Annotated in this window: 1 pseudogene; it reads left to right on the top strand. The window is 53.6% G+C overall.

The window, feature by feature from the left end:
• Positions 1-42: 42 nt before the first annotated feature.
• Positions 43-992: pseudogene (locus tag KRR23_RS28940) on the top strand (IS3 family transposase); the annotation flags it as partial.

The following is a 992-nucleotide window of genomic DNA, read 5'->3' as shown; positions in this document are numbered from 1 at the left end:
TGAACTGACCCCCAAATGTTGGACACAACCTTTGGGGGTGTCATGGGGAAGTACACAGAGCAAGCAAAACTCGCTGCGGTGCAGGACTACTGTTCCGGTAGCGCAGGTTTGAGAGATGTCGCACACCGTCATAATGTGGACTTTTCATCTCTTCGCCAGTGGGTTGCGGCGTATCAGGTGCATGGCGCTGCTGGGCTGAAAGAGAAAAAGCTGCAGCGCTACAGCAACGATTTCAAACTGTCTGTTTTGAAACGTATGCGTGAGGAACAGCTGTCCTATCGGCAGACGGCGGCCTTGTTCGACATCCGTAAATTCGACATCATCGGCCTCTGGGAGCGCCGCTATGATGAGGGCGGTTTTGATGCCCTTACCAAGCAGCCTAATAGAGCCGGACGTCCGAAAAAAATGCCAACCTCCATTCCTCCTGTTCAACCCAGCTCACCCGATGACGAGTCGCGCTCACGCGATGAATTGCTTGCCGAGGTGAAGCAGTTGCGGATGGAAAACGACTACCTAAAAAAGCTCGATGCCTTGGTTCAGGAGAAGAAGCGAGTAGCGCAGCAGAAAAAGCGCAAATCGTAATAGGACTGAGGCCGATGCACTCTCTCGAAAGCCTGCTGAGGTTTGCCGGTTTGGCACGCAGCACCTTTTACTATCAGCAAAAGGCACTGCAAGCGGCTGATAAGTACGCGGAGCTGAAAGCCAAGATTCGCTCGACGTTTAATGAGCACAAGGGGCGGTATGGTTATCGCCGCGTAACGGCTGCGGTACGAAGCGCCGGCCACCTCGTCAACCACAAGACTGTTCAGCGACTGATGGCACAGCTTCAGCTGAAGAGTCTTGTGCGTGTGAAGAAATACCGAGCCTACAAGGGGGAAGTCGGTCAGGCGGCGCCTAATCTTTTGAAGCGCGAGTTTGAGGCACCGCAGCCCAATCAAAAGTGGGTAACTGACGTCACTGAGTTCAAAGTCGGCGGTCAGAAGCTTTACCTG

This window comes from Pseudomonas sp. CVAP#3 (assembly GCF_018986375.1).
GTDB classification, from domain to species: domain Bacteria; phylum Pseudomonadota; class Gammaproteobacteria; order Pseudomonadales; family Pseudomonadaceae; genus Aquipseudomonas; species Aquipseudomonas helvetica.
This window is presented reverse-complemented; position numbering and strand designations above follow the sequence as displayed.